Raw genomic sequence first — 315 nt, forward strand, 5'->3', positions numbered from 1 at the left:
GTGAACTCCTCGATCAACCGATCAGTCGCCAACAAGGCTGGGTCTACCTGCGCCAGCTAGGATGGCGTCTGCGGGTACCTAGGCCCCAGCATCAAGACGCCGACCTCGACGCTCAGGACGCTTGGAGAAAAAAACTTCAGGAGAACGTCGAGCACCTTCAGCAGACCTATCCCGACGCCGACGTCGAGGTGTGGTGTGAGGATGAGCATCGCATGGGCTTGTGTCCTATCATCCGGCGGATTTGGGTCGAGGCTGGCGATTGTCCGACCGCCATCGTCAACTGGAAACGGGAGTGGCTTTGGTTGTATGGTTTTG

1 protein-coding gene is annotated in these 315 nt (G+C 58.1%); it reads left to right on the plus strand.

Annotated features, from left to right (window positions below; genetic code table 11):
- A partial coding sequence (locus JUJ53_RS13845; RefSeq protein WP_204152629.1) for a winged helix-turn-helix domain-containing protein occupies positions 1-315 on the plus strand: 315 nt, incomplete at both ends.

Source organism: Leptolyngbya sp. CCY15150, from assembly GCF_016888135.1.
In the GTDB taxonomy this organism is placed as follows: domain Bacteria; phylum Cyanobacteriota; class Cyanobacteriia; order RECH01; family RECH01; genus RECH01.